The 19,473-nt window shown below is 58.2% G+C and carries 18 protein-coding genes; 14 read left to right on the forward strand and 4 right to left on the reverse strand.

The features are described 5' to 3' along the window. Positions 1-11 precede the first annotated feature (11 nt). Positions 12-494 carry an SsrA-binding protein SmpB gene (smpB, locus tag D882_RS0117620; protein WP_027924444.1) on the reverse strand — a complete coding sequence of 161 codons (483 nt, stop codon included), beginning with the start codon at positions 492-494 and terminating at the stop codon, positions 12-14. Between the two features lie 118 nt (positions 495-612). On the opposite strand from smpB, the gene D882_RS0117625 reads away from it, so the two are divergent. From D882_RS0117625 to D882_RS0117635, 3 genes are read left to right on the forward strand one after another with little or no spacing between them, the layout of a single operon-like run. Then, positions 613-2,016 carry a sodium-dependent transporter gene (locus tag D882_RS0117625; RefSeq protein WP_027924445.1) on the forward strand — a complete coding sequence of 468 codons (1,404 nt, stop codon included), beginning with the start codon at positions 613-615 and terminating at the stop codon, positions 2,014-2,016. A 7-nt stretch (positions 2,017-2,023) separates the two neighbouring features. Further along, positions 2,024-2,458 (forward strand): type II toxin-antitoxin system RatA family toxin, encoded by a 435-nt coding sequence (locus D882_RS0117630; RefSeq protein WP_027924446.1) that lies wholly within the window; start codon positions 2,024-2,026, stop codon positions 2,456-2,458. Then, on the forward strand, positions 2,451-2,765 hold the full coding sequence (locus tag D882_RS0117635; RefSeq protein ID WP_027924447.1) for an RnfH family protein: 315 nt from the start codon (positions 2,451-2,453) through the stop codon (positions 2,763-2,765). The genes D882_RS0117630 and D882_RS0117635 overlap by 8 nt, the downstream gene beginning before the upstream one ends. Before the next feature lie 60 nt (positions 2,766-2,825). On the opposite strand, the gene D882_RS0117640 is transcribed toward D882_RS0117635, so the two are convergent. After that, complete coding sequence (locus D882_RS0117640; RefSeq protein WP_027924448.1) at positions 2,826-3,353, reverse strand: outer membrane protein assembly factor BamE; 528 nt, start codon at positions 3,351-3,353, stop codon at positions 2,826-2,828. Positions 3,354-3,450: 97 nt separating this feature from the next. Here D882_RS0117640 and fur point away from each other — a divergent pair, with 97 nt between their 5' ends. After that, on the forward strand, positions 3,451-3,855 hold the full coding sequence (fur, locus tag D882_RS0117645) for a ferric iron uptake transcriptional regulator (protein ID WP_003197684.1): 405 nt from the start codon (positions 3,451-3,453) through the stop codon (positions 3,853-3,855). A 75-nt stretch (positions 3,856-3,930) separates the two neighbouring features. On the opposite strand, the gene recN is transcribed toward fur, so the two are convergent. Next, positions 3,931-5,604 (reverse strand): DNA repair protein RecN, encoded by a 1,674-nt coding sequence (recN, locus tag D882_RS0117650; RefSeq protein WP_027924449.1) that lies wholly within the window; start codon positions 5,602-5,604, stop codon positions 3,931-3,933. Positions 5,605-5,844: 240 nt separating this feature from the next. On the opposite strand from recN, the gene grpE reads away from it, so the two are divergent. The 8 genes from grpE (at position 5,845) to D882_RS0117690 (ending at position 16,310) form a co-directional block, all read left to right on the forward strand. Continuing rightward, the gene (gene grpE / locus D882_RS0117655) at positions 5,845-6,411 is read left to right on the forward strand and encodes a nucleotide exchange factor GrpE (protein ID WP_027924450.1); all 567 of its coding nucleotides are present in this window, start codon (positions 5,845-5,847) and stop codon (positions 6,409-6,411) included. A gap of 102 nt (positions 6,412-6,513) precedes the next feature. Further along, positions 6,514-8,430 (forward strand): molecular chaperone DnaK, encoded by a 1,917-nt coding sequence (dnaK, locus tag D882_RS0117660; RefSeq protein WP_027924451.1) that lies wholly within the window; start codon positions 6,514-6,516, stop codon positions 8,428-8,430. A 297-nt stretch (positions 8,431-8,727) separates the two neighbouring features. Beyond that, the gene (gene dnaJ, locus D882_RS0117665) at positions 8,728-9,852 is read left to right on the forward strand and encodes a molecular chaperone DnaJ (protein WP_027924452.1); all 1,125 of its coding nucleotides are present in this window, start codon (positions 8,728-8,730) and stop codon (positions 9,850-9,852) included. A gap of 9 nt (positions 9,853-9,861) precedes the next feature. Next, positions 9,862-10,668, forward strand: coding sequence for a 4-hydroxy-tetrahydrodipicolinate reductase (gene dapB / locus D882_RS0117670; protein ID WP_027924453.1), 807 nt, complete (start codon positions 9,862-9,864; stop codon positions 10,666-10,668). Between the two features lie 259 nt (positions 10,669-10,927). Next, the gene (gene carA / locus D882_RS0117675; protein ID WP_027924454.1) at positions 10,928-12,064 is read left to right on the forward strand and encodes a glutamine-hydrolyzing carbamoyl-phosphate synthase small subunit; all 1,137 of its coding nucleotides are present in this window, start codon (positions 10,928-10,930) and stop codon (positions 12,062-12,064) included. Between the two features lie 118 nt (positions 12,065-12,182). After that, positions 12,183-15,404, forward strand: a complete 3,222-nt coding sequence (carB, locus tag D882_RS0117680; RefSeq protein ID WP_027924455.1) for a carbamoyl-phosphate synthase large subunit — start codon at positions 12,183-12,185, stop codon at positions 15,402-15,404. Further along, positions 15,401-15,877 carry a transcription elongation factor GreA gene (greA, locus tag D882_RS0117685; protein WP_027924456.1) on the forward strand — a complete coding sequence of 159 codons (477 nt, stop codon included), beginning with the start codon at positions 15,401-15,403 and terminating at the stop codon, positions 15,875-15,877. The genes carB and greA overlap by 4 nt, the downstream gene beginning before the upstream one ends. A 28-nt stretch (positions 15,878-15,905) precedes the next feature. Then, positions 15,906-16,310, forward strand: a complete 405-nt coding sequence (locus D882_RS0117690; protein WP_027924457.1) for a hypothetical protein — start codon at positions 15,906-15,908, stop codon at positions 16,308-16,310. A 9-nt stretch (positions 16,311-16,319) separates the two neighbouring features. On the opposite strand, the gene D882_RS0117695 is transcribed toward D882_RS0117690, so the two are convergent. After that, complete coding sequence (locus D882_RS0117695) at positions 16,320-16,628, reverse strand: YhbY family RNA-binding protein (RefSeq protein ID WP_007942889.1); 309 nt, start codon at positions 16,626-16,628, stop codon at positions 16,320-16,322. Between the two features lie 101 nt (positions 16,629-16,729). Between D882_RS0117695 and rlmE the strand changes: the two genes are divergently transcribed. Next, positions 16,730-17,359 carry a 23S rRNA (uridine(2552)-2'-O)-methyltransferase RlmE gene (gene rlmE, locus D882_RS0117700; RefSeq protein ID WP_027924458.1) on the forward strand — a complete coding sequence of 210 codons (630 nt, stop codon included), beginning with the start codon at positions 16,730-16,732 and terminating at the stop codon, positions 17,357-17,359. Between the two features lie 202 nt (positions 17,360-17,561). Next, entirely contained in the window at positions 17,562-19,472 is a 1,911-nt protein-coding gene (gene ftsH, locus D882_RS0117705) for an ATP-dependent zinc metalloprotease FtsH (protein ID WP_032833566.1), read from the forward strand. Position 19,473 lies beyond the last annotated feature (1 nt).

Consider the following 19,473-nt stretch of genomic DNA (forward strand, 5'->3'; position numbering starts at 1 on the left):
AGGGTAGGAAGTTAATCTTCCTTGCCCTTGTTGCGCACCGCACGGGCCAGTTCACGACCGGCGTCGCGTTCGCGTTCGGTATCACGCTTGTCGTATTCCTTCTTGCCCTTGCCCAGTGCGATCTCGCACTTGACCATGTGCTTGCTCCAGTACCAGGACAGGCACACGCAGGCATAGCCTTTTTGCTGCACCGCGGCCGCCAGCTTTTCCAGCTCGCGGCGGTTGAGCAGCAATTTGCGGGTACGGGTCGGATCAGCGATGACGTGCGTGCTGGCCGTCATCAGCGGCGTGATGTGGCTGCCAAGCAGCCAGGCTTCGCCATCCTTGAGCAGCACGTAACTGTCGACCAGTTGCAGCTTGCTTGCCCGCAGACTTTTTACTTCCCAGCCGGCCAGGACCAGACCAGCCTCGAACTTATGCTCGATGAAGTAATCGTGTCGCGCCTTTTTGTTTTGCGCGATGGTCCCTGTTGGGTGTTTCTTCTGTTTAGCCATAGGGGCGGCATTATAGGGAGTTGCAAGCAAGTCGGCTACGGTATCGCTACGTGCTTGAGCAGGTTGATTGAATCCCGGACAATGCGGCCTCTTTTTTGAACGGTTGGGCGTGATAACGATGTCGACAGACAAGGTTTCTGTCCACGGCAGTTGGGCTAGCCGCTGGGTCTTCATACTCGCCGCGACCGGTTCGGCCGTGGGCCTGGGTAGTATCTGGAAATTCCCGTACATGGTTGGCGTCTACGGCGGCGGCGCTTTCGTGCTGATGTTCCTGGCCTGTATCGCGCTGATCGGCGTACCGGTCATGCTGGCCGAAACCCTGATCGGCCGTCGTGCCCGGCAAAGTCCGGCCAATGCCTTGAAGGTGCTGGCGCTGGAGGCGGGGCATTCGGGCAAGTGGTCCTGGGGCGCCTTCGCCGGGATGATCACGGCGTTGCTGATCCTGTCTTTCTATAGTGTGGTCGGCGGCTGGTCGCTGGATTACATCATCGACATGGGCCGTGGTGACTTCCAGGGTGTGACGCCTGACCAAGTCGGCGCGTACTTCGGCAATGTGATCGCCGACCCGTGGCGCCTGACACTTTGGCACACGATTTTCATGCTGCTGTCTGCCGTGGTGATCGCCAAAGGCGTGGTCGCCGGGCTTGAGCGCAGCTTGCGGATCATGATGCCGCTGCTGTTTGTGATGATCATCGTGCTGCTGGGTTACAGCATGACCACCGGGCATTTCATGGAGGGCGTGCATTTCATGTTCGACTTCCACCCGGAAAAAGTCCTCGACGGCTTGCTGCCCGCCATGGGCCATGCGTTCTTCTCGCTGAGCGTGGGCGTTGGTTCGATCATGATCTACGGCGCTTATATGCCGAAGAACTCGTCGATTTCCGGCACCGTGGTTGGCGTGGCACTGCTCGATACGTTCGTTTCGCTGGTGGCCGGTCTGGCATTGTTTCCGATTGTGTTCGCTGCGGGCCTGAACCCGAGCGAAGGCCCTGGTCTGATGTTCGTCAGCCTGCCTTTTGCCTTTGGTAACGTAGTGTTTGGCCAGTTGATGGGCGTAGTGTTCTTCGTGCTGGTCGCGGTTGCAGCCTGGAGTTCGGCGATTTCGCTGCTCGAGCCGATGGTCGCGTATCTGGTTGAACGCACCAAGGTCAGCCGCGCCTGGGTCACGTTCTGGCTGGCGTTTACCTGCTGGTTCGTTGGTCTGGGCACCGTGTTTTCCTTCAATATCTGGAAGCAAGCCAAGTTTTTCGTGAACGAAGGCGGGATGTTCCACCTCTACCAATGGGGCGCGGCCGGCGGCCTGGACTTCTTTGGTGTGATCGACTTTTTCACCTCGCGGATCATGTTGCCACTCGGCGGTTTGTGTTTCGTGGTGTTTGCAGGCTGGATCATGGGGCGTGAAGCGGTGCGCGACGAGTTGTCGATCCGCAGCCCGATACTGTTTGGCCTGTCCCTGTTCTTGATGCGCTATGTGGCGCCCATCGGCATTCTTGTAGTGTTTGCCGCCCAGCTGTGGAAGTGACGCTGACATGACGACGCATATTCAACGCTCGGCCCTGCTGCCGTACCCGGCGCAGGCGCTGTATGACCTGGTCAACGACGTAGCGCGTTATCCCGAGTTTTTGCCGTGGTGTTCGGCAGCCGAAGTCCTGGAAAGCTCGCCGGAGCACATGCGCGCCAGCGTCGGGGTGGCCAAAGGCGGTTTGAGCCAGCATTTCGTTACTCGGAACACGTTGGTGCCCGGGCAGTCGATCGAGATGAACCTTGAAGAGGGGCCTTTCACTCAGTTGCACGGTATCTGGGTGTTCAAGCCGCTGACGGATAAGGCCTGCAAAATCAGTCTGGATCTGTCGTTCGACTATGCCGGACCGATTGTTCGCGCGACGTTGGGGCCGTTGTTCAATCAGGCGGCCAACACGCTGGTGGACGCGTTCTGTCAGCGCGCCAAGCAGATTCATGGTTGAGTCGGTGATTGAGGTCGAAGTGGTGTATGCCGCGGCTGATCGTCAGGTATTGCTGACGGTCGCTGTGCCTGACGGCGCGTCGGTGCGCGAGGCGTTGCGCAAATCAGCGGTAGGTGCGCAGTTTCCGGAGCTGGATCTGGGCACTTGCCCGGTGGGTATATTCGGCAAGGTCATTGTCGACCCCGATGTGCATCCGGTTCATGCGGGTGATCGGATCGAGATTTACCGGCCATTGCTGGTGGATCCCAAGGAGGTTCGTCGCTTGCGTGCCGCCAAGGCAGCCGAGGCCAAAGCGCGGAATCAGTGATTCACTAAACGCCAGGCAATAAAAAACCCGGAGATTCCGGGTTTTTTATTGCGTCGCAAATTATTGCGGCGAAGTGTCCAGCGGTGTTGGCGTCGGGACTGGAACGGTTTCTACACCGTCGACGTCCTTCTGGATCTGGTCCAGCAACGAACCTGGCTTGACCGGTTTTTCCGGTTTTGGCTTCTCGGCGTTTTCTGCTGGTGCAGCGACTTGCGTGCCGCTGTCCTTGCCGAGAATGGCTTCGTCGCGGCTCACGCCTGGCATGAAATCACCAGAGAGGCTGACAAGCTGGTCATTTGGGTTGAAGATAACGCTGATGCGTTCCTGTTGGCGTTCACCGCCACCCGGTTGCAGGCTGTACAGATAATCCCAGCGATCGGCATGGAACGTGTCGGTCAGCAGAGGGTTACCCATGATAAACCGTACTTGCTTGCGGGTCATTCCCGGGCGTAACTGGTCTATCATGTCCTGCGTGACGACATTGCCCTGCTGGATGTCGATTTTGTAAACCCCGGGGAATGAACAACCGGCGAGTGCGAGCAGTCCCACAAAGGTGAAACTGGTTAGCAAGAGCTTGGTGTTTTGCATCGGTGGGCGACTTCCACTATCTTGGCTGGGACAACGTAAACGCCGATCATACCCGCATTAAGAGAAGCTGCGAAGCAGCATCGCGAGAAAGCTGACCATGGTTGAAAATAGCGAACTACGCAAAGCCGGCCTCAAAGTGACCCTTCCACGGGTCAAAATTCTGCAAATGCTCGATTCCGCCGAGCAGCGCCACATGAGTGCCGAAGATGTTTACAAGGCACTGATGGAGGCTGGTGAGGACGTCGGTCTGGCCACGGTTTACCGTGTACTGACTCAGTTCGAGGCGGCTGGCCTTGTGGTGCGGCACAACTTCGACGGAGGCCATGCGGTCTTCGAACTGGATGACGGCAAGCATCACGACCATATGGTCAACGTCGAGACCAGCGAAGTGATCGAATTCTTCGACGAAGAAATCGAGCGCCTTCAGAAAGCCATCGTCGACAAGTATGGTTTCGAGATGGTTGATCACAATCTGGTGCTGTACGTACGCAAGAAAAAGTAAGCATGTCGCGCGAATTTCACATTCGCGAAACGAACGAAGGCGACCCCAGGGTCGCCTTCGTGCTGTCTGCCGATCTTAAATCTTTGCGGTGACGACCATCTTTTTCGCGTGGGCCAGGGATTCCTTGGTCAGGTCGATGCCGCCCAGCATCCGCGCCACTTCTTCGACGCGATCATTTTTGCTCAGCTTGGAGACGGCGGTGTGGGTCGCCTCTTCGCCCCGTACCTTGTGCACGAATAAATGTTGGTGACCCTGAGCGGCTACTTGCGGCAAGTGAGTGACGGTCAGCACTTGCCCACGCTCTCCGAGGCGCCGTAACAACTGACCTACGATCTCGGCGGTCGGGCCGCCAATGCCCACGTCTACTTCGTCGAATACCAGTGTCGGGACACGAGAGGTCTGTGCGGTGATCACCTGAATCGCCAGGCTGATCCGCGACAGCTCACCGCCCGAAGCCACTTTGGCCAAGGCTTTCAATGGCTGGCCGGGGTTGGCGCTCACCAGCAGTTCGACCTGTTCGAGGCCATTGGGCAGCAGCTCATCACTGCTGTTGGGGCGCAACTCGATGGTGAAACGACCGCCGGGCATGCCCAGTCGCTGGATCTCTAGCTCAACGGCGCTGGCCAGGCTGCTCGACGCTTGATGGCGCAAGTCACTCAGCTCGCGCGCTTTCTCCTGATAATGACGGGCATAAGAGGCCAGTTCATCGCTCAGCCGTTCGATGGATTCATCGTTGGCATTCAGGGTTTCGATTTCATCCAGCAGTCGCTGCTGCATCTCCGCGACCTCAGTCGGCTGGATGCGGTGTTTGCGCGCCATGGTGTAGATCGCATCGAGGCGTTCTTCCAGGTATTGCAGGCGCGCCGGGTCGGCGTCGAAGTTGTCGAGGAAGCGGTTCAGTTCGCCTACCGCTTCTTCTACCTGAATCTGTGCGCTGGTCAGCAGGCTGCTGGCCTCGCCCAAGGCGCCGATCGAGTTGTTGACGCTTGAGAGGCGATTGAGGCTTGCGGTGAGGGCATTGAGGACATTGCCAGAATCACTTTCGCTGCACTGCTCGACCACTTGCCGGCAGATGCCCAGCAGGGTTTCGGCGTTGGTCAGGTTCTTGTGTTCCTGCTCAAGTTGTTCCAGCTCGTTTTCGCCGAGCCCAAGGTTCTCCAGCTCTTCAAGCTGATAGCTGAGCAATTGATGGCGGGCGCGTTGCTCGTCGCCGGAGTTGGAAAGGCGCTCCAGTTCCTGGCGGGTCTGGCGCCACCGTTGAGCGGCCAACTGCACTTGGCGTGCAAGGTCCGTGGCCCCGGCGTATTCATCGAGCAGTCGGCGATGGGTGTCGGTCTTGAGCAGCGATTGGTGCTCATGCTGGCTGTGGATATCGATCAGCAGCTCGCCCAGGGCCTTGAGGTCGCCGAGCGGGCAGGGCGTGCCGTTGATATAGCCACGGGAGCGGCCTTCGGCGGTGATCACCCGGCGCAGGATGCACGGGCCATCGCTTTCAAGGTCGCGCTCGGCGAGCCAGGCGCTGGCTTCCGGGATATCGACCAGGTCGAAGGTCGCCAGGATGTCGGCCTTGTCTGCGCCGGGGCGGACTACTCCACTGTCGGCGCGATCACCCAGGGTCAGGCCCAGGGCGTCGAGCATGATCGACTTGCCGGCACCGGTTTCCCCGGTGATCACGCTCATCCCGCGATCGAGTTCGAGATCGAGGTGTTCAACGATGGCGTAGTTATGTACGGACAGGTGCACCAGCATAAAGGCCGCTCCCAGGCTTTAGGTCTGGTTATTTATACAGTGTTTTATTTGCGCCTGACAATGCCCTCGCTTAGCTCGATTTGCTCGGTCTGACGAAATGCGTGGTGCGTCGGGTAATTGCAATGCAGCGCTTTTTGTAGGGTTAATCGCAACGAGCCCCTTGAAGCTGATTTTTGCGGCCCCATATACCGGGACAGAAGCGTGAGTTGAGCTCACGGACGATATTGAAAGGAGAAATCTATGGCTGACGAACAGACAGTGGATACGCAGAATCAAGACGCCAACCAGGGCTCCGCGGCTTCGGGTGATGACCTGGCGGCTCGTGTACAAGTGCTCGAAGAGCAACTGGCAGGCGCGCAGGATCAGGCTTTGCGTGTTGCCGCCGATCTGCAGAACGTCCGCCGTCGCGCAGAGCAGGATGTAGAAAAAGCGCACAAATTCGCCCTCGAAAAGTTTGCAGGCGATTTGCTGCCGATCATCGACAGCCTGGAGCGTGGTCTGGAGTTGTCCAACCCGGACGACGAAAGCATCCGCCCAATGCGCGAAGGCATCGAGCTGACCCTGAAAATGTTCCAGGACACCCTGAAACGCTATCAGCTGGAAGCGATCGATCCGCATGGCGAACCGTTCAACGCTGTTCAGCATCAGGCCATGGCCATGCAGGAAAGCGCTGATGTCGAGCCAAATAGCGTGCTCAAGGTGTTCCAGAAGGGCTATCAGCTCAATGGTCGCCTGCTGCGCCCGGCCATGGTCGTGGTCAGCAAAGCCCCGGCACCAGTTTCGCCTTCGATTGACGAGCAGGCTTGAAATTGGCCGCAAGGCCCCCATTTATAAGTCAAGCGTTTAAGTGCTACCGCAGTTAGCCACCACTGCTGCGGCATCCAAATCCAAAGTTTCGGGAGAGTGAACATGGGCAAAATTATCGGTATCGACCTGGGGACTACCAACTCCTGCGTCTCCGTGCTGGAAAACGGCGTAGCCAAAGTTATTGAAAACGCTGAAGGCGCGCGTACTACGCCGTCGATCATCGCTTACGCCAACGATGGCGAAATTCTGGTTGGCCAATCGGCCAAGCGTCAGGCTGTGACCAATCCGCATAACACCCTGTATGCGGTGAAGCGTCTGATCGGTCGTAAGTTCGACGAAGAAGTCGTACAGAAAGACATTAAGATGGTCCCGTACAAAATCGCCAAGGCCGACAACGGCGACGCGTGGGTAGAAGTGAACGGCCAGAAAATGTCGCCGCCACAAATCTCGGCTGAAATTCTGAAGAAAATGAAGAAGACCGCCGAAGACTACCTCGGCGAGCCAGTGACTGAAGCGGTGATCACCGTTCCGGCCTACTTCAACGACAGCCAGCGTCAAGCCACCAAAGACGCCGGCCGCATCGCGGGCCTGGACGTAAAACGTATCATCAACGAACCCACCGCAGCCGCTCTGGCTTACGGTATGGACAAGGCGAAAGGCGATCACACCGTGATCGTTTACGACTTGGGCGGCGGTACTTTCGACGTTTCCGTGATCGAGATCGCTGAAGTTGATGGCGAGCACCAGTTCGAAGTATTGGCCACCAACGGCGACACGTTCCTGGGTGGTGAAGACTTTGACATTCGTCTGATCGACTACCTCGTCGACGAATTCAAGAAAGAAAGCGGCATGAACCTCAAAGGTGACCCGCTGGCGATGCAGCGCCTGAAAGAAGCCGCTGAAAAAGCCAAGATCGAGCTGTCCTCCGCGCTGTCGACCGACGTGAACCTGCCGTACATCACTGCAGACGCCACCGGTCCGAAGCACTTGAACGTGAAGATTTCTCGCGCCAAGTTGGAAGCACTGGTTGAAGACCTGGTTCAGCGCACCATCGAACCTTGCCGCATCGCGCTGAAAGACTCCGGTATTGACGTTGGCGCGATCAACGACGTGATCCTGGTCGGCGGTCAGACCCGTATGCCACTGGTTCAGAAGCTGGTAACCGAGTTCTTCGGTAAAGAAGCTCGTAAAGACGTGAACCCGGACGAAGCGGTGGCCATGGGTGCTGCTATCCAGGGCGCGGTATTGGCTGGCGACGTTAAAGACGTTCTGCTGCTGGACGTTAGCCCGCTGACCCTGGGTATCGAAACCATGGGTGGCGTGATGACCGCGCTGATCGAGAAAAACACCACGATTCCTACCAAGAAATCGCAAGTATTCTCGACTGCCGATGACAACCAGGGCGCTGTGACCATTCACGTGCTGCAAGGTGAGCGTAAGCAAGCGGCCCAGAACAAGTCCTTGGGCAAGTTCGACCTGGCCGAGATTCCGCCAGCACCACGTGGCGTGCCACAAATTGAAGTGACCTTCGACATCGACGCCAACGGCATTCTGCACGTAGGCGCCAAAGACAAGGCCACCGGCAAGACTCAGTCGATCGTGATCAAGGCCAACTCCGGTCTGTCCGAGGAAGAAATTCAGCAGATGATTCGCGATGCTGAAACCAACGCCGACGCAGACCGTCAGTTCGAAGAGCTGGCGACCGCTCGCAACCAGGGCGATGCACTGGTTCACTCGACGCGCAAAATGGTCGCTGACGCTGGCGATAAAGTGACTGCCGAAGAGAAGACTGCAATCGAAGCCGCTGTTGTTGCTCTGGAAGCCGCCGTCAAAGGCGACGACAAAGCTGCAATTGAAGCCAAAGTTGAAGAGCTGTCGAAAGTCTCTGCTCCAGTGGCGCAGAAGATGTACGCCGAACAGGCCCAGCCTGCTGAAGGCGCGGCACCGCAAGACGAAAAAGCTGAAAAGGCTGACGACGTTGTCGATGCCGAGTTCGAAGAAGTCAAAGACCACAAGTAAGTTGTTGGTCGCCCGGTTGACTGCCTTTAGGCGGTGACTGGTAGGATGTCGCCGCGCGGGAGCTTGCTCCCGCGTTGGCGTGTCTGGAATACGCGAATTTTTACAGCATGCGACAACGCTCGTGTGTTGTTGGTATGGCCGGGAATGCTCCTGCTTTTCGAGCCGAAAGTACCGCAATGAATCAAAGACCAGGATCGTTGAATTGACGTGAGTTGGGTCCGGGCCTGTATTGGGGCTCAACGAGTTTGGCAAGGCTCAGGAGAGGTTTGCCGAACGTCCTCAAGAGTGCAAAGACATATGGCAAAGCGTGACTATTACGAAGTATTGGGTGTTGAGCGTGGCTCAAGCGAAGCAGACCTGAAGAAGGCCTACCGCCGCCTGGCGATGAAGCATCACCCGGACCGTAATCCCGATGACAAAACGTCGGAAGAGATGTTCAAGGAGGCCAACGAGGCCTACGAAGTACTGTCCGACTCCAGCAAGCGCGCGGCCTACGACCAATACGGTCATGCCGGTGTCGACCCAAGCATGGGCGGCGGCGGTGCCGGTTTTGGCGGTCAGAACTTCTCCGACATCTTTGGCGATGTCTTCAGTGACTTCTTCGGTGGTGGTCGCGGCGGTTCCCGTGGCGGCGCCCAGCGCGGCAGCGACCTGCGTTACACCCTGGAACTGAACCTGGAAGAAGCGGTGCGCGGTACCACCGTGAATATCCGTGTTCCGACGCTGGTTAACTGCAAGCCGTGCGAGGGTTCGGGTGCCAAGAAAGGCTCCTCGCCAGTCACTTGCCCGACGTGCGGCGGTATCGGCCAGGTCCGTATGCAGCAAGGCTTCTTCTCGGTGCAGCAAACCTGCCCGCGTTGCCATGGCCAAGGCAAGATCATTTCCGACCCGTGCAACTCCTGCAACGGCGAAGGCCGCGTCGAAGAGTACAAAACCCTTTCCGTCAAAGTGCCGGCCGGTGTCGATACCGGTGACCGCATTCGCCTGTCCGGCGAAGGCGAGGCGGGCGCTCAGGGTGGCCCGACGGGCGACCTGTACGTGGTGATCAATGTGCGCGAGCACGCGATCTTCCAGCGTGACGGCAAGCACCTGTTCTGCGAAGTGCCGATCAGTTTTGTCGATGCGGCGTTGGGCGGCGAGCTGGAGATTCCGACCCTTGATGGTCGAGTCAAACTGAAAATCCCTGAGGGGACCCAGACCGGCAAGCAGTTCCGCGTTCGCGGCAAAGGCGTTGCGCCAGTGCGTGGCGGCGGTGCCGGTGACCTGATGTGCCGCGTGGCGGTTGAAACCCCGGTCAACCTGGGTCGTCGTCAGCGTGAACTGCTGGAAGAATTCCGCAGCTCTTTGGCGGACGACAACAGCCATTCGCCGAAAACCACCGGTTGGTTTGAAGGCGTGAAGCGCTTCTTCGGCGATTTGTAAGGAGTCGGCATGCGACGTATAGCTGTGATGGGCGCTGCCGGGCGCATGGGCAAGATTCTGGTCGAGGCCGTGCAGCAGCGCGCGCCGCTGACCGGTCTGACGGCGGCCATCGTGCGCCCCGGCAGCACACTGATTGGTGTGGATGCCGGCGAGCTGGCCTCGCTGGGCCGCATCGGCGTGCCGTTGTCCGGCAATCTGGAGTCGGTCGCTGATGAGTTCGATGTGTTGATCGACTTTACGCTGCCGGAAGTCATGCTGAAAAACCTCGCGTTCTGCCGCAAGGCCGGCAAAGCCATGGTCATCGGCACGACGGGGCTGGAGGCTGCGCAGAAGCAGTTGCTGGCCGAAGCGGGCAAAGACATTCCTATCGTGTTCGCGGCCAATTTCAGTGTCGGTGTCAACCTGTCGCTGAAGTTGCTCGACATGGCGGCGCGCGTGCTGGGTGATGACGCGGACATCGAAATCATCGAAGCGCATCACCGGCACAAGATTGATGCGCCTTCAGGCACCGCGTTGCGCATGGGTGAAGTGATTGCCAGTGCCCTGGATCGTGATCTGCAGAAGGTTGCGGTCTATGGTCGCGAAGGGCATACCGGCGCGCGTGAGCGTGAAACGATCGGCTTTGCCACGGTTCGTGGCGGTGATGTGGTCGGTGATCACACGGTGCTGTTCGCCTGCGAAGGTGAGCGTCTGGAAATCACCCATAAAGCGTCCAGCCGCATGACCTTCGCCAAGGGGGCGGTGCGGGCTGCGTTGTGGCTCGATGGTCGTGAGCCGGGTCTTTACGACATGCAAGACGTGCTTGATTTGCGTTAAGATGCACCCGAAATCGGGCTCAGACCCAGCGTTTGAGCCCGGTTTTACACTGCCAAGCGACGTCCTGTCGCATTCTCCAGCCTTTCGGGCTCATTGGCGGTAGACCAAAAAGGCCTTTTTCTGTAAGCTACAGCTTTAGTGTGTCCACTAAAAGCGCGCAGAATTATTCGGTGAAGAAGCGGGGTGACGTGTCCATACGTCACTCCGCTTTTTTACAACCTGCGATCGCCCTTTCAGGCTTTATTTACGGGAGGTCTTCTTGACTAAGCCAGCCATACTCGCCCTTGCTGATGGCAGCATTTTTCGCGGCGAAGCCATTGGAGCCGACGGTCAAACCGTTGGTGAGGTGGTGTTTAACACCGCAATGACCGGCTATCAGGAAATCCTTACCGATCCTTCCTACGCCCAACAGATCGTTACCCTGACCTACCCGCACATCGGCAACACCGGCACCACGCCGGAAGATGCCGAGTCTGACCGCGTCTGGTCTGCTGGCCTGGTCATTCGTGACCTGCCACTGGTTGCGAGCAACTGGCGTAACACGATGTCCCTGTCTGACTACCTGAAAGCCAACAACGTTGTGGCTATCGCCGGTATCGACACCCGCCGTCTGACGCGCATTCTGCGTGAGAAAGGCGCACAGAACGGCTGCATCATGGCCGGTGACAACATTTCTGAAGCCGCCGCCATCGCCGCCGCACAGGGTTTCCCTGGCCTGAAAGGCATGGACCTGGCAAAAGTCGTCAGCACCAAAGAGCAGTACGAATGGCGCTCGACTGTCTGGGATCTGAAAACCGACAGCCACGCAACCATCGACGCTGCCGAGCTGCCGTACCACGTGGTCGCCTACGACTACGGCGTCAAGCTGAACATCCTGCGCATGCTGGTCGCGCGCGGTTGCCGCGTGACCGTGGTACCTGCACAAACGCCTGCTGCCGATGTGCTGGCAATGAAGCCGGACGGCGTGTTCCTGTCCAACGGCCCTGGTGATCCGGAGCCATGCGACTACGCGATCCAGGCGATCAAGGACGTGCTCGAAACCGAGATCCCGGTGTTCGGCATCTGCCTCGGTCACCAACTGCTGGCTCTGGCCTCCGGCGCCAAGACCCTGAAAATGGGCCATGGCCACCACGGTGCCAACCACCCGGTCCAGGATCTGGACAGCGGTGTGGTGATGATCACCAGCCAGAACCACGGTTTTGCCGTAGACGAAGCGACCCTGCCGGCCAACGTTCGCGCGACCCACAAATCGCTGTTCGACGGCACCCTGCAAGGCATCGAGCGTACTGACAAGAGCGCCTTCAGCTTCCAGGGTCACCCGGAAGCCAGCCCTGGCCCGAACGACGTAGCGCCATTGTTCGATCGCTTCATCAACGAGATGGCCAAGCGACGCTGATCGCTCGCCTTGATGGTGCAAGGTTTGAGGGCGGTCCCGACACCGGCGGCCCCCTCAAGGCTTCAAAGATTGAACAAGACGGCTTGCCGACTGACCTGCGGATTTGAGTGACAAACCCATGCCAAAACGTACAGACATTAAAAGCATCCTGATTCTCGGCGCTGGCCCGATCGTTATCGGCCAGGCCTGCGAATTCGACTACTCCGGCGCCCAGGCCTGTAAAGCCCTGCGCGAAGAGGGTTACCGCGTCATCCTGGTGAACTCCAACCCGGCGACCATCATGACCGACCCGGACATGGCCGACGCCACCTACATCGAGCCGATCAAATGGCAGACCGTTGCCAAGATCATCGAGAAAGAGCGTCCGGACGCGCTGCTGCCAACCATGGGTGGCCAGACCGCTCTGAACTGTGCACTGGACCTGGAGCGCGAAGGCGTTCTGGAGAAGTTCGGCGTAGAGATGATCGGCGCCAATGCGGACACCATCGACAAGGCTGAAGACCGTTCGCGCTTCGACAAGGCGATGAAATCCATCGGCCTGGACTGCCCGCGTTCGGGTATCGCCCACAGCATGGAAGAAGCCAACGCCGTTCTCGAACGCCTGGGCTTCCCGTGCATCATCCGTCCGTCCTTCACCATGGGTGGCACCGGTGGCGGTATTGCTTACAACCGTGAAGAATTCGAAGAAATCTGCGCCCGTGGTCTGGACCTGTCGCCAACCAAAGAGCTGCTGATCGACGAATCCCTGATCGGCTGGAAAGAGTACGAGATGGAGGTTGTCCGCGATAAGAAGGACAACTGCATCATCGTCTGCTCCATCGAAAACTTTGACCCGATGGGCGTGCACACTGGTGACTCGATCACTGTTGCGCCAGCACAGACCTTGACGGACAAGGAATACCAGATCATGCGTAACGCCTCGTTGGCGGTACTGCGTGAGATCGGCGTGGAAACCGGCGGCTCTAACGTTCAGTTCGGCATCTGCCCGGACACTGGCCGTATGGTCGTGATCGAGATGAACCCGCGTGTTTCCCGCTCTTCAGCGCTGGCCTCGAAAGCCACTGGTTTCCCGATTGCGCGTATCGCTGCCAAGCTGGCGATCGGCTACACCCTCGACGAACTGTCGAACGAAATCACCGGCGGCGCTACGCCTGCGTCCTTCGAGCCGTCCATCGACTACGTTGTGACCAAGCTGCCACGTTTCGCCTTCGAGAAATTCCCGAAAGCCGACGCACGCCTGACCACTCAAATGAAGTCGGTCGGTGAAGTCATGGCCATCGGCCGGACCTTCCAGGAATCCCTGCAGAAAGCCCTTCGCGGTCTGGAAGTGGGCGTTTGCGGCCTGGACGAGAAGCTCGACCTGAGCAACCCGGAAAGCATGAGCGTGCTCAAGCGCGAACTGACCGTGCCGGGCGCCGAGCGTATCTGGTACGTGGCTGATGCCTTCCGCGCCGGTCTGTCGGTCGAAGACATCTTCGGCATGAACATGATCGACCCGTGGTTCCTGGTGCAGATCGAAGATCTGATCAAGGAAGAAGAGAAGGTCAAGACCCTGGGTCTGGCCAGCATCGACCGCGACGTGATGTTCCGCCTCAAGCGCAAAGGCTTCTCCGACATGCGTCTGGCCAAGCTGCTGGGCGTGACCGAGAAGGCGTTGCGTCGCCACCGTCACAAGCTCGAGGTTTACCCGGTCTACAAGCGCGTTGACACCTGCGCGGCCGAGTTCGCCACCGACACCGCCTACATGTACTCGACTTACGAGGAAGAGTGCGAAGCCGCGCCATCGGGCCGCGACAAGATCATGATCCTCGGCGGCGGTCCAAACCGTATCGGCCAGGGTATCGAGTTCGACTACTGCTGCGTACACGCGGCATTGGCTCTGCGCGAAGACGGTTACGAGACCATCATGGTCAACTGCAACCCGGAAACCGTATCCACTGATTACGACACCTCCGATCGCCTGTACTTCGAGCCAGTGACCCTGGAAGACGTGCTGGAAATCTGCCGAGTCGAGAAGCCCAAAGGCGTGATCGTCCAATACGGCGGCCAGACTCCGTTGAAACTGGCTCGCGCTCTGGAAGAAGCCGGCGTGCCAATCATCGGCACCAGCCCTGACGCCATCGACCGTGCCGAAGATCGTGAGCGTTTCCAGCAAATGGTCGAGCGCCTGAACCTGCGTCAGCCGCCAAACGCCACCGTGCGCAGCGAAGACGAAGCGATTCGTGCTGCTGCCAAGATCGGCTATCCGCTGGTGGTTCGTCCGTCCTATGTACTGGGCGGTCGTGCGATGGAAATCGTTTACGAAGAAGAAGAGCTGAAGCGTTACCTGCGTGACGCGGTGAAAGTGTCGAACGACAGCCCTGTGCTGCTCGACCACTTCCTCAACTGCGCCATCGAAATGGACGTGGATGCGGTCTGCGACGGCACTGACGTGGTGATCGGCGCGATCATGCAACACATCGAGCAGGCAGGCGTTCACTCCGGTGACTCCGCGTGCTCCCTGCCGCCGTACTCGCTGCCTGGCCACATCCAGGACGAGATGCGCGAACAGGTCAAGAAAATGGCCCTGGAACTGGGCGTGGTCGGCCTGATGAACGTTCAGTTGGCGCTGCAAGGCGAAGACATCTACGTCATCGAAGTCAACCCGCGTGCTTCCCGTACCGTACCGTTCGTATCGAAGTGCATTGGTGTTTCCCTGGCAATGATCGCGGCTCGCGTCATGGCCGGTAAAACCCTGAAGGAAATCGGTTTCACCAAAGAAATCATCCCGAACTTCTACAGCGTGAAAGAGGCGGTATTCCCATTCGCCAAATTCCCTGGTGTGGACCCGATCCTGGGCCCAGAGATGAAGTCCACTGGTGAAGTGATGGGCGTGGGCGACACCTTCGGTGAAGCATTCGCCAAGGCCCAGATGGGCGCCAGCGAAGTGCTGCCGACTGGCGGTACCGCGTTCATCAGCGTTCGCGACGACGACAAGCCACTGGTTGCAGGCGTCGCTCGTGATCTGATCAACTTGGGTTTCGAAGTGGTCGCCACTGCCGGTACTGCCAAGCTGATCGAAGCCGCAGGCCTGAAAGTGCGCCGTGTGAACAAGGTGACCGAAGGTCGTCCGCACGTGGTCGACATGATCAAGAATGACGAAGTCACCCTGATCATCAACACCACCGAGGGTCGCCAGTCGATTGCCGACTCGTACTCCATTCGTCGTAATGCCCTGCAGCACAAGATCTACTGCACCACGACTATTGCTGCTGGCGAAGCCATTTGCGAAGCGCTGAAGTTCGGTCCCGAGAAGACCGTGCGCCGCTTGCAGGATCTACACGCAGGATTGAAGGCATGATCAAATACCCAATGACCGTCCAGGGCGCGAAAGCCCTGGAAGAAGAACACGCTCACCTGACCAAGGTCGTTCGTCCGAAGCTCAGCCAGGACATCGGCACGGCCCGCGAGTTGGGTGACTTGAAGGAAAACGCCGAATACCACGCTGCTCGTGAGCAGCAAGGGATGGTTGAGGCGCGGATTCGTGACATCGAAGGCCGGATTCAGAATCAGGTCATCATTGACGTCACGACCATTCCTCACACTGGCAAAGTGATTTTCGGCACGACCGTTGAAATCGCCAACGTCGAGACTGATGAAAGCGTCACCTACCACATCGTGGGTGAGGACGAGGCTGATTTCAAACTCGGCAAGATTTCCGTCGGTTCACCGCTGGCCCGCGCCTTGATTGCCAAGGAAGAGGGGGATGTGGTTGCCGTGAAAACGCCGAGTGGCGTGATCGAGTACGAGATTGTCGAAGTCCGCCACATCTAAAAGCCTGCGTCCGCTGCGTGCGGGCGCCATGGTTTGGCAGCTGACTCAGATGTTGTGGGTTGGCGGCTTGTGGCTGTTACACATCGGTCTGGTGCCGGCGCTGGGCCAAATAGGTCTGGCGCCGCTGCTGATCGACGAAATTGCAGGCATGCTGAATGCGCTGGTGGTGGGATTTGCCGCAGCGTGTGTGATTTTTCAGGCTTTGGTGCTGGTACAGGCCGATGGCCTTGCCAGTCTGTGGCGCGATATTCGTGGGCAACTGCTGCTGATGGCGCTGTATGCGTGCGCGATGTTTTTCGTGGTGCGCTTTGGTTGGCCGGAGGCGGTGCGTTGGCAGGTGTTCAGCTATCTGGTTCTGGGGTTTTCAGGGCTGGTGCTGGTGTTGCAGCCGGTGCCGGGATGGAGTGGCAGGGTGCGCGAAGCACACCCTTGACCCTTGCCATCACTTGAAGCGATGGACGTTCGACAGCTGCTTGTTGACGCTGAAGTTCTTGCGGTAAATCAGTGCCATCTTGCCGATGACCTGAACCAGATCCGCTTTGCCGACCTTGCAGAGTTCTGCAATGGACGCCAGGCGCGATTCGCGATCGAGGATGTTGAGCTTGATTTTAATCAGCTCGTGATCCGCCAAAGCGCGTTCAAGTTCGGCTAACACACCTTCAGTCAAACCGTTGTCAGCCACAATCAAAACTGGTTTCAGATGGTGGCCAATGGATTTGTACTGTTTCTTCTGCTCTTGAGTGAGCGGCATAATCTGACCCTTTCGTCTGGATTCTGTAAAATGGCGGCCATTTTACCCGAGGGCTCGTGGATCCGCCCAACTAATCACGACCCTTATCATCGAGGTGCCCAATGGCGCGTTCCAAGACAAGCCTTGGTTGGCTGAAAAGACATGTCAACGATCCCTATGTGAAGCAGGCGCAGAAGGATGGCTACCGCTCGCGTGCGAGTTACAAACTTCTGGAGGTCCAGGAGAAATACAAGCTGATCCGTCCCGGCATGAGCGTGGTCGACCTGGGTGCAGCGCCCGGGGGGTGGTCGCAGGTGACTAGCCGTCTGATCGGTGGTGAGGGGCGTCTGATCGCCTCGGACATTCTGGAGATGGACAGCATTCCGGACGTGACTTTCATCCAGGGTGACTTCACCGAGGACGAAGTGCTCGCGCGGATCCTTGAAGCCGTGGGTAATTCGCAGGTGGACCTTGTGATTTCCGATATGGCCCCCAATATGAGTGGTACGCCTGAAGTGGACATGCCAAAAGCCATGTTCCTTTGCGAGCTGGCGCTTGATTTGGCGGAACGGATACTCAAGCCGGGTGGTAATTTCGTGATCAAGATTTTTCAAGGCGAAGGGTTTGATGTTTACCTGAAGGATACTCGTCGGAAATTCGACAAGATCCAGATGATCAAGCCAGACTCGTCTCGAGGCAGTTCCCGCGAGCAATACATGCTGGCTTGGGGTTACCGCGGGCGGAGTGAGTAAAACGAGGTTTTTTGGCGGGGCGATAGGTTTTTCGTATTTCGCCCCGTGAGCATTAGCGAATATTGTGTAGAAAGTGTTTCACAAAGGGTTACAGACGGCGCCTGCCAGAGCCGTAGGTAATGTAGTAAGTTAGGCCGGTGAATATCATGCGAAGCGCGCGCCATTAGCGGAGCTTGCTTCAGAGGGTAGTTAATTGAACGATATGGCAAAGAATCTGATCCTGTGGTTGATCATCGCGGCTGTCCTGGTGACGGTGATGAACAACTTCTCCAGCCCTAACGAGCCGCAGACCCTCAACTATTCCGACTTCATCCAGCAGGTCAAGGATGGCAAGGTCGAGCGCGTAGCGGTTGACGGCTACGTGATTACCGGTAAGCGCAACGATGGCGACAGCTTCAAGACCATTCGTCCGGCTATCCAGGACAACGGTCTGATCGGCGACCTCGTGGACAACCACGTCGTGGTCGAAGGCAAGCAGCCTGAGCAGCAAAGCATCTGGACTCAACTCCTGGTCGCAAGCTTCCCGATCCTCGTGATCATCGCCGTGTTCATGTTCTTCATGCGGCAGATGCAGGGCGGTGCAGGCGGCAAGGGCGGGCCGATGAGCTTCGGCAAGAGCAAGGCGCGCCTGCTCTCCGAAGACCAGGTGAAAACCACATTGGCTGACGTTGCCGGTTGCGACGAAGCCAAGGAAGAAGTCGGCGAACTGGTCGAGTTCCTCCGTGATCCGGGCAAGTTCCAGCGCCTTGGGGGGCGTATTCCTCGCGGCGTGCTGATGGTCGGTCCTCCGGGTACCGGTAAAACCTTGCTGGCCAAGGCGATTGCCGGCGAAGCGAAAGTGCCGTTCTTCACTATCTCCGGTTCCGATTTCGTTGAGATGTTCGTCGGTGTCGGTGCCAGCCGTGTTCGCGATATGTTCGAACAGGCCAAGAAGCACGCGCCGTGCATCATCTTCATCGATGAAATCGACGCCGTTGGTCGCCACCGTGGCGCTGGCATGGGCGGTGGTCACGATGAACGCGAGCAGACTCTCAACCAGTTGCTGGTAGAGATGGACGGCTTCGAAATGAACGACGGCATCATCGTTATCGCTGCAACCAACCGTCCGGACGTCTTGGACCCTGCGTTGCTGCGTCCAGGCCGTTTTGACCGTCAGGTTGTGGTCGGTCTGCCAGACATTCGTGGTCGCGAACAGATTCTTAAAGTTCACATGCGCAAAGTGCCAATGGGCGACGATGTTGCTCCAGCGGTGATCGCTCGCGGCACGCCTGGTTTCTCCGGTGCTGACCTGGCCAACCTGGTGAACGAAGCTTCCTTGTTCGCCGCACGTGCTGGCAAGCGCATCGTCGAAATGAAAGAGTTCGAACTGGCGAAAGACAAGATCATGATGGGCGCCGAGCGCAAATCGATGGTCATGTCCGAGAAGGAAAAGCAGAACACTGCTTATCACGAAGCCGGCCACGCTATCGTGGGGCGCGTCGTGCCAGAGCATGATCCGGTCTACAAGGTCTCGATCATTCCGCGCGGTCGTGCGCTGGGTGTGACCATGTTCCTGCCGGAAGAAGATCGTTACAGCCTGTCCAAGCGTGCACTGATCAGCCAGATCTGCTCGCTCTATGGTGGCCGTATCGCTGAAGAAATGACCTTGGGCTTCGATGGCGTCACCACCGGTGCGTCCAACGACATCATGCGTGCCAGTCAGATTGCGCGGAACATGGTGACCAAGTGGGGCCTGTCGGAAAAACTCGGTCCGTTGATGTATGCCGAAGAAGAGGGCGAAGTGTTCCTCGGTCGCGGCGGCGGTGGTCAGAGTGCGAGCTTCTCTGGTGAGACAGCCAAGCTGATCGACTCCGAAGTGCGCAGCATCATTGATCAGTGCTACGGCACGGCCAAGCAGATCCTCACGGACAACCGCGACAAGCTTGATGCCATGGCGGATGCCCTGATGAAGTACGAGACGATCGATGCTGATCAGATCGATGACATCATGGCCGGTCGTGCACCTCGCGAGCCTCGTGACTGGTCAGGTGGTACCGGTACTTCCGGGACACCTCCGGTGGTGCAGGACGAGCGTCCGGAAACACCGATCGGCGGTCCGGCTGCTGACGTATAAG

The organism is Pseudomonas sp. URMO17WK12:I12 (assembly GCF_000514395.1).
Classification (GTDB): Bacteria; Pseudomonadota; Gammaproteobacteria; order Pseudomonadales; family Pseudomonadaceae; genus Aquipseudomonas; species Aquipseudomonas mucoides.